The sequence below is a fragment of the Streptomyces hydrogenans genome, from assembly GCF_014656075.1.
In the GTDB taxonomy this organism is placed as follows: Bacteria; Actinomycetota; Actinomycetes; order Streptomycetales; family Streptomycetaceae; genus Streptomyces; species Streptomyces hydrogenans.
Genome location: NZ_BNBS01000035.1, coordinates 63,562 through 70,652, shown reverse-complemented (window position 1 = coordinate 70,652; position 7,091 = coordinate 63,562). Strand labels below are relative to the sequence as shown.

The 7,091-nt window shown below is 73.1% G+C and carries 7 protein-coding genes; 6 read left to right on the top strand and 1 reads right to left on the bottom strand.

Annotated elements, in window-relative coordinates; all coding sequences use genetic code 11:
• Positions 1-238 precede the first annotated feature (238 nt).
• The 5 genes from IE321_RS17070 (at position 239) to IE321_RS17050 (ending at position 4,958) form a co-directional block, all read left to right on the top strand.
• Entirely contained in the window at positions 239-1,219 is a 981-nt protein-coding gene (locus IE321_RS17070) for an alpha/beta fold hydrolase (RefSeq protein ID WP_190223523.1), read from the top strand.
• A 171-nt stretch (positions 1,220-1,390) separates the two neighbouring features.
• Complete coding sequence (locus IE321_RS17065; RefSeq protein WP_190223522.1) at positions 1,391-1,759, top strand: hypothetical protein; 369 nt, start codon at positions 1,391-1,393, stop codon at positions 1,757-1,759.
• Between the two features lie 121 nt (positions 1,760-1,880).
• Positions 1,881-3,104, top strand: coding sequence for an FG-GAP-like repeat-containing protein (locus IE321_RS17060; protein ID WP_190223521.1), 1,224 nt, complete (start codon positions 1,881-1,883; stop codon positions 3,102-3,104).
• A gap of 75 nt (positions 3,105-3,179) precedes the next feature.
• Positions 3,180-4,412: an FG-GAP-like repeat-containing protein gene (locus IE321_RS17055; RefSeq protein WP_190223520.1), complete on the top strand. Its 1,233-nt coding sequence runs from the start codon at positions 3,180-3,182 to the stop codon at positions 4,410-4,412.
• Positions 4,413-4,520: 108 nt separating this feature from the next.
• Complete coding sequence (locus tag IE321_RS17050) at positions 4,521-4,958, top strand: glutaredoxin domain-containing protein (RefSeq protein ID WP_190223519.1); 438 nt, start codon at positions 4,521-4,523, stop codon at positions 4,956-4,958.
• Here IE321_RS17050 and IE321_RS17045 read toward each other — a convergent pair.
• Complete coding sequence (locus IE321_RS17045; protein WP_079022444.1) at positions 4,951-6,396, bottom strand: MFS transporter; 1,446 nt, start codon at positions 6,394-6,396, stop codon at positions 4,951-4,953. The two genes, IE321_RS17050 and IE321_RS17045, sit on opposite strands and share 8 nt — an antisense overlap.
• Before the next feature lie 254 nt (positions 6,397-6,650).
• Between IE321_RS17045 and IE321_RS17040 the strand changes: the two genes are divergently transcribed.
• Positions 6,651-7,082, top strand: coding sequence for a winged helix-turn-helix transcriptional regulator (locus IE321_RS17040; protein ID WP_190223518.1), 432 nt, complete (start codon positions 6,651-6,653; stop codon positions 7,080-7,082).
• The last annotated feature ends 9 nt before the right edge of the window (positions 7,083-7,091 follow it).

Sequence of the window (7,091 nt, the reverse complement as noted above, 5' to 3'; positions counted from 1 at the left end):
CGTCGTCGATACCGGCTCGCGGCATCCGGCAAGTCTCTTTCGATACACGGCCTAGGTCGGTCCCTTCGGACCGTTTTCCCCGAGCGGTCCGCCTCCCGTTGAAGATCTCCCCTCGGCAGCGCGCACCAATCCTTGAGGCCCGTCACTCGAACGAGGGGTGTTGGGCGGCAGCGGCGCATTTTCGAATGTGGGTTCGATAGTCTGGCGGGGTTCGACGGGAAAGAGGGGGTGCCAGACCATGGCGCGACGACTCGACGTCACCGGAGCCGACGGCATCCGGCTGGCGGCCTGGGACTTCACGGTAGAGGGCGCGGCCCGCGAAGGGACCGCACCCGAGGGCCGGACGCCCGCGCGCCCGCCCGCCGTGAGCATCGCCCGCCAGCCCGCCGCGCCGGAGGACCGCGCCCGGCCCGCCGGCGCCCCCGCCCCGCCGCCCGGCCGCGCCCGGTCGGCCGCCCCCGTCTTACTGCTCCACGGCCTGATGGGCCACGCGGCCCACTGGGCCCCCGCCGCCCGCCTCCTGGCCGGAGGCCACCGCACGCTCGCGCTCGACCAGCGCGGCCACGGCGCGAGCGAGAAGCCGCCCGGCGGACCCTTCACCCGCGAGGCGTACGTGGCGGACGCGGCGGCCGTCATCGAGCGGCTCGGGCTCGCCCCCGTGACCCTCGTCGGCCACTCCATGGGCGCGCTGACGGCCTGGCAGCTGGCCGCCGAGCGCCCGGACCTGGTCCGCGCCCTCGTCATCTGCGACATGCGGGCCTCCGCGCTCGGCGCGGCCTCCCAGCGCGCCTGGCAGGACTGGTTCCGCGGCTGGCCGGCGCCGTTCCCGACCCTGGAGGCGGTGCACCGCTGGTTCGGCGCGGACGACGCGTGGGTGGAGACGCCCAACCCGGCGCGGGGCGCCTTCTTCGCCGAGGTGATGACCGAGCGCCCCGACGGCTGGCACCCGGTCTTCGACCCGGCCCAGATGCTCACCTCCCGCGAGACCTGGGTCCACGACGCCCACTGGGACTCCCTCGCGCAGGTGCGCTGCCCCACCCTCGTCGTCCGCGGTCTCGACGGCGAACTCGGCCGCGCCGAGGCCCAGGAGATGGTCCGCGTCCTCCCGCACGGCGCCTACGCGGAGATCCCCGACGCCGGCCACCTCCTCCACTACACCCACCCCGAAGCCTGGGCCGAGGCCGTGGACCCCTTCCTGACGGGCGTCCTGACCACCTGACGGAACGACTGCCGGACGGACCGGCCTCCGGACGGACCGACTGCCGGGCCGCCCCCTGACGGACCGAATGCCTGACCGACCACTCCTGACAGACCGACTGCCGGCCCGGCCGACCCTGGCCGGGCCGCCCGCCGGACGGCCGCTGTCGTACCCCTCCCGTACGGTGCGGCCATGAGCGTCTCCCTCTACTACTCCGCCCGCCGCCCGGCGCCTCTGACGGCCGTCGAGCGGGCGGCCGTCGACCGGATCGCCGCCGCCCACCTGGCGGCGTTCCCGTACGACGACACGGAAAGCCTCTGCCTCTACCCGGACGCCGGCCACGAGCCGGACGGTGTCGTCGCCGGCTCCACCAAGATGCCCTTCGACGCGGACCGCGTGGTCCCGGTGATGATCCACGTCCTGGACTCCGTCACCGAGCTGCGCCGCGCCCTTCCCGGCGCGGAGTGGCGCGTCCACCTGGACGACCTCGACGTGGACTGGGACGAGACGGAGGGCTACGGCTTCCCCGGCATGCGCGACGCGGAACCGGACGGGACCTGAGCGGCACCTCTCCCGCGCAACCCCCTCGCGCCCCCGCCGCCGGACGCGATAGCGTCCCTCCCACGGCGCGTCGAGCGGTACGTCTCCGCGCCGCCCATCACGAGGGACAACAAGGGAACGCATGCGCATATCTCTGCGCCGGCGCCTGGCCACCGCGGCCACGGCGCTCGGCCTCACCACGCTCGGCGTCCTCGGCGCGGGCGCGGCCCCCGCCCAGGCGGCACCCGCGGACTGCCCCGCGGGCTACTTCTGCGCGTGGAAGACGGACAACGCCACCGGCACCATGTACAAGACGAACGTGGACGCCCCCACGCTCGGCGCCTGGGACAACCAGTTCCGCTCGGTCTCCAACCGCACCGGCAAGTACGCCTGCCTCCACGACGACCCGGACCTCGGCTACAACGGCGACGTCTGGTCCGTCGCCCCCGACCCCGCGGGCACCGAGTGGGGCGGCCCCGGCAGCACCACCATCAGCTCCGTCCGCCTGGTCACCACCGAGCGCGAGTGCGGCGGCTACGAGCCGTACCCCTACTGGTACGCCGGCCCGCAGGCCACCACGCCCGCGTTCGGCGACCTGAACGGCGACAAGACCGCCGACGTCCTGGCCCGCGACAAGGCCGGCCGCCTGTGGTTCCTCCCCGGCGACGGCAGCGGCACGCTCGTGGGCGCGGGCGGCTGGAACGCGATGAACGCCCTGACCCGGCACGGTGACTTCTCCGGTGACGGCAAGGAGGACGTGATCGCCCGCGAGGCGTCCACCGGCAAGCTGTGGCTGTACAAGGGCTCCGGCACCGGCTCGGTCGGCTCGCGCGTGCTGATCGGTTCGGGCGGCTGGAACTCCATGAACCAGCTCACCGCCTTCGGCGACCTGACCGGCGACGGCCGCTCCGACCTCCTGGCGGTCGAGAAGTCCACCGGCAAGCTGTGGCTCTACCCCGGCACGGCCACCGGCCCGCTCGGCGCCCGCAAGCTGCTCGGCTCGGGCGGCTGGAACTCGATGAACGCCCTCATCGGCTTCGGCGACATGGACAAGGACGGCAAGGCCGACCTCCTCGCCCGCGAGGCGTCCACCGGCAAGCTCTGGCTCTACCCGGGCAAGACCGGCGCCGTCGGCTCCCGCGTCCTCATCGGCGGCGGCTGGAACGTCATGGCCGGCTTCCTCGCGGTCGGCGACCACACCGGCGACGGCTACACCGACCTGGCCGCCGTCACCAACGGCGACTACGCGTCGAACATGGGCCGCGGCGCGGGCAACCTGGTCGTCTACAGCGGCCGCGCCACGAACGGCTTCCAGGCCGGCGGCCTGGAGAGCGAGTCCTGGTACGGCCTGAACGGCCAGTTCTGACGCACCGCGTGAACGAATGACCTGTGCGCGAGAGGCGGTGGCCGCCTCTCGCGCACGGGTGTGGGAGGGGAAGACATGCGCAAGACCATGAGACGCGGCCTGGCGTCCCTGCTGGGCCTCGCCACCCTGGGAGCCCTCGGAGTGGCGACCGCCGCTCCCGCCCAGGCGGAGCCGAGCGACTGCCCGAAGGGCTACTTCTGCGCCTGGACGACGGCGCACGCCACGGGCACGATGCTCAAGACCACCAAGAGCATGGCGACGCTCGGCACGTGGGACAACAAGATCCAGTCGGTCTCCAACCGCACGAACCAGTACGCGTGCGGGTACGACGAGCCCAACTACACGACCTCGTACTGGAGCGTCGGCACGCGCGAGCCCGACCCGGGTGGCACGGAGTGGGGCGGCTTCGGCCTGAGCTCGGTCAGCTCGATCAAGATCGTCCCGACGGAGCGGGAGTGCACGGGCCCCGCGTACCCGTCCTGGTCCGCCGTCTCGGAGGGCTCGACCCGTTCCTCCTTCGCCAACCTGGACGGCAACCTCCTCGCGGACCTCCTGGTGCGCGACAGGGCCGGTCGCCTGTGGTTCCTCCCCGGAAGCGGCGGCGGCAAGCTGATCGGCTCGGGCTGGAACGCGATGAACGCCCTGACCCGGCACGGTGACTTCTCCGGTGACGGCAAGGAGGACGTGATCGCCCGCGAGGCGTCCACCGGCAAGCTGTGGCTGTACAAGGGCTCCGGCACCGGTTACGTCGGCTCGCGCGTGCTGCTCGGCTCGGGCGGCTGGAACTCCATGAACCAGCTCACCGCCTTCGGCGACCTGACCGGCGACGGCCGCTCCGACCTGCTGGCAGTGGAGAAGTCCACCGGCAAGCTGTGGCTCTACCCCGGCACGGGCAGCGGCCTCGGCGCCCGCAAGCTGCTCGGCTCGGGCGGCTGGAACGCGATGAACGCGCTGGTCGCCCCCGGCGACCTGAACGGCGACGGCAAGGCCGACCTCCTCGCCCGCGAAGCGTCGACGGGCAAGCTCTGGCGCTACCCGACCAAGCCCGGCGCCCTCGGCTCCCGGCTCCTCGTCGGAAGCGGCTGGAACGTCATGAAGACGTTCGTCGGCATCGGCAATGTCGAATACGGCGACCCCAACGACCTGCTGACCATCACCGGCAGCGGCGCCTCGACGTCCCTCACGGGCAACTCCTGCGCGGGAGCCGGCTGCATGATGGTGTACCCCGGCAAGGGCACCGGCGGCCTGAACCCCGGTTACGGCCTCGACGGCGACTACAACTGGGACGACATGAACGCCGTCTTCTAGGAGCCCGCACCACGGCACAGGGCCTCCGCCCCCACCGGGACGGAGGCCCTCTCGTGTGCCCCGCCCCCTTCCCTCGCCGCCCCTGGACGGGGCGGTTAGCCTGGCGGGGTGATACGTGCCTGGGTGACGCCGATCCTGCTGGCCCTCGCGGGGGCGCTCGTCGCGGGGAGCCGGCTGGCGGGCGGGAGCGCGGTCACCGGCTTCGCGCTCCTGGCGCTCTTCCTGCTGCTCGCCGCCCTCAACTCCCCGCTGGTCTTCCCGAGATCGACCGGCGCCGCCGAGGCCCTGCGCCGCAACGGGGCCGACGGGCGGCCGGTCGTCTACTGGCGGCCGGGCTGCACGTACTGCATGCGGCTCCGGGCCCGTCTCGGCGGCCGGGCCCGGCAGGCGTACTGGGTGAACATCTGGCGCGACCCGGAGGGCGCGGCGGCCGTCCGCGCCGTGAACGACGGGGACGAGACCGTACCCACGGTGCTCCTGGCCGGCCGCCACCACACCAACCCCGACCCCGCCTGGCTCCGCGCCCGGCTCGACGAGCTCAGCTAGGGACCCGGTCCCCGGCGCCGACCCCGTCCGCCGGGACCCCGGGGGCGCCCGAGGCGACCGGCGGACCGCCGGCCGTACCCGACCGGCCCCGCAGCCCGAAGGCGCTGACGACGGCGGCCACGAGGGCGGCGGCCAGCGGGACCACGAGCGCCGCGCGGTAGCCGTCGAGCTGGGCCGCGGGTGAAGTGCCGTCCGTGGCAGCGACGTTGACGGCGGTCACCGCCGACAGGCCCAGCGCCGCCCCGAACTGGAAGGACGTGTACAGCAGTCCGCCCGCCACCCCCTGCTCCTCCTCCGCGACGCCCTCCGTCGCGACGATCGTGAGCGGGCCGTACGCGAGGGAGAAGGCCAGGCCCAGGACGATCAGGCTGGGGAACATCGCCGGATACGTCCAGTCCGCGCCGACCGGCAGGAACAGCGCGTACGCGAGGGCCGCCAGCAGCAGCCCGCCGAAGATCACCCGGGCGTTGCCGAACCGGGCCACGAGCCGGGGCGTCAGCGTCGGCGAGAGGGCCGCGTCCACGCCGATGACGATCAGGGCGAAGCTCGTCTGGAGCGTCGACCAGCCGCGCAGCTCCTGGAGGTAGAGCACGGCGACGAACTGGAAGCCGAAGAAGCCCGCCGCGAAGAGCATGCCCGCCAGGTTGGCCCGCACGAGACCGCCGTCGCGGAGCAGGCCCAGCCGGACCAGGGGCGAGGCGGCGCGGCGCTCGACGGCGGCGAAGACCAGGAAGAGGGCGAGGCTCGCGCCGATCGTCACGGCGGTCAGCGCGACGGGGACGTGGGAGGCGCGCTCGACGCCGAGGACGAGGAGCAGGATGGCGGCGGTGACGCTGACCGCCCCCGCCAGGTCGACGCCCCGCCCCTCCCGGTCGGGTCGCGGCGACGCGGGGATGAGCGTGACCGCGGCGACCAGGATGACCAGGGAGAGGGCGACCGGCGCGAAGAACACCCAGCGCCAGTCGACGGCGGCCAGCAGACCGCCCACCACCAGGCCGATGGAGAACCCGCCGGCCGCGGTGCCCGAGTAGACCAGCAGCGCCTTGTTGCGGCGCGGACCCTCCTCGAAGCTCGTGGTGATGATCGACAGCCCGGCCGGGGTCATGAAGGCCGCGGCGACGCCGGTCACGAACCGGGCGGTGATCAGCATCCAGCCCTCGGTGGCGAGGCCGCCGAGACCGGAGAAGAGCAGGAAGACCACCAGCCAGAGGACGAACATCCGCCGCCGTCCGAAGAGGTCGGCGGCCCGGCCGCCCAGCAGCATGAAGCCGCCGTAGCCCAGCACGTAGGCGCTCATCACCCACTGGAGCATGCCGGTGGACAGGCCGAGGTCCTCGCGGATCGACGGCAGCGCCACGTTGAGCATGGCGACGTCGATGCCCTCCAGGAAGATCGCGCCGCAGAGCACGAGGAGCACGCCCCAGGCGCGCCCGTCCATACGGCCGGTGTCGCCGCCCGGAAGGGAGGGAGAAGTGGATGCGGATGCGGACATGGGAAGGCCCCTTGTCGACGAAGGAATGGCGAAGCCGGGAAGAGGGATCAGGAGGTGGTGCGGAACGGCCGCACGCCGGGGCCGCGCACGTGGGGTTCCCTTGAAGTCCACGCGGAGGCACGGGAGCTGACGGCGAAGCACGGAAAGGGAGTCCGGTTTTCGCTTGTCGGCCCCTGAATCATCCGGCAGCCTGGGGAGGCATGGAAGAACGCACTTTCACGTCACCTGGTCACTGCGAGGGAACCGAGCAGGAGTACGCGGTGCTCCAGTGGGACGCCCGCGAGGGGTGCGAGGTGCGGCAGATCCTCGACCGGGTCGCCGACAGGTGGTCACTGCTGGCCATCGCCCACCTGGAGCGCGAGCCGCTGCGGTTCTCCGAACTCCGCCGCCGCATCACCGGCATCAGCCAGCGGATGCTGACCGTGACCCTCCGCCAGCTCGAACGGGACGGCCTCGTCCGGCGGACCGTCCACCCCGTGGTCCCGCCCCGCGTCGAGTACGCGCTCACGCCGCTCGGCGCCACCCTGCACACCACGATCCAGGCCCTGGTCGGCTGGACCGAACTCCACCAGGACGAGATCGTCCGCGCCCGCGCCGACTTCGACAGCCGGCAGGAGGCCCTCACCCCGTAGTGGGAGGGC

Bases quoted from the DNA above. Each gene is read 5' to 3' on its own strand.
- IE321_RS17070 (WP_190223523.1), top strand. From the start codon at position 239: ATGGCGCGACGACTCGACGTCACCGGAGCCGACGGCATCCGGCTGGCG.
- IE321_RS17065 (WP_190223522.1), top strand. From the start codon at position 1,391: ATGAGCGTCTCCCTCTACTACTCCGCCCGCCGCCCGGCGCCTCTGACG.
- IE321_RS17060 (WP_190223521.1), top strand. From the start codon at position 1,881: ATGCGCATATCTCTGCGCCGGCGCCTGGCCACCGCGGCCACGGCGCTC.
- IE321_RS17055 (WP_190223520.1), top strand. From the start codon at position 3,180: ATGCGCAAGACCATGAGACGCGGCCTGGCGTCCCTGCTGGGCCTCGCC.
- IE321_RS17045 (WP_079022444.1), bottom strand. From the start codon at position 6,396: ATGGACGGGCGCGCCTGGGGCGTGCTCCTCGTGCTCTGCGGCGCGATC.
- IE321_RS17040 (WP_190223518.1), top strand. From the start codon at position 6,651: ATGGAAGAACGCACTTTCACGTCACCTGGTCACTGCGAGGGAACCGAG.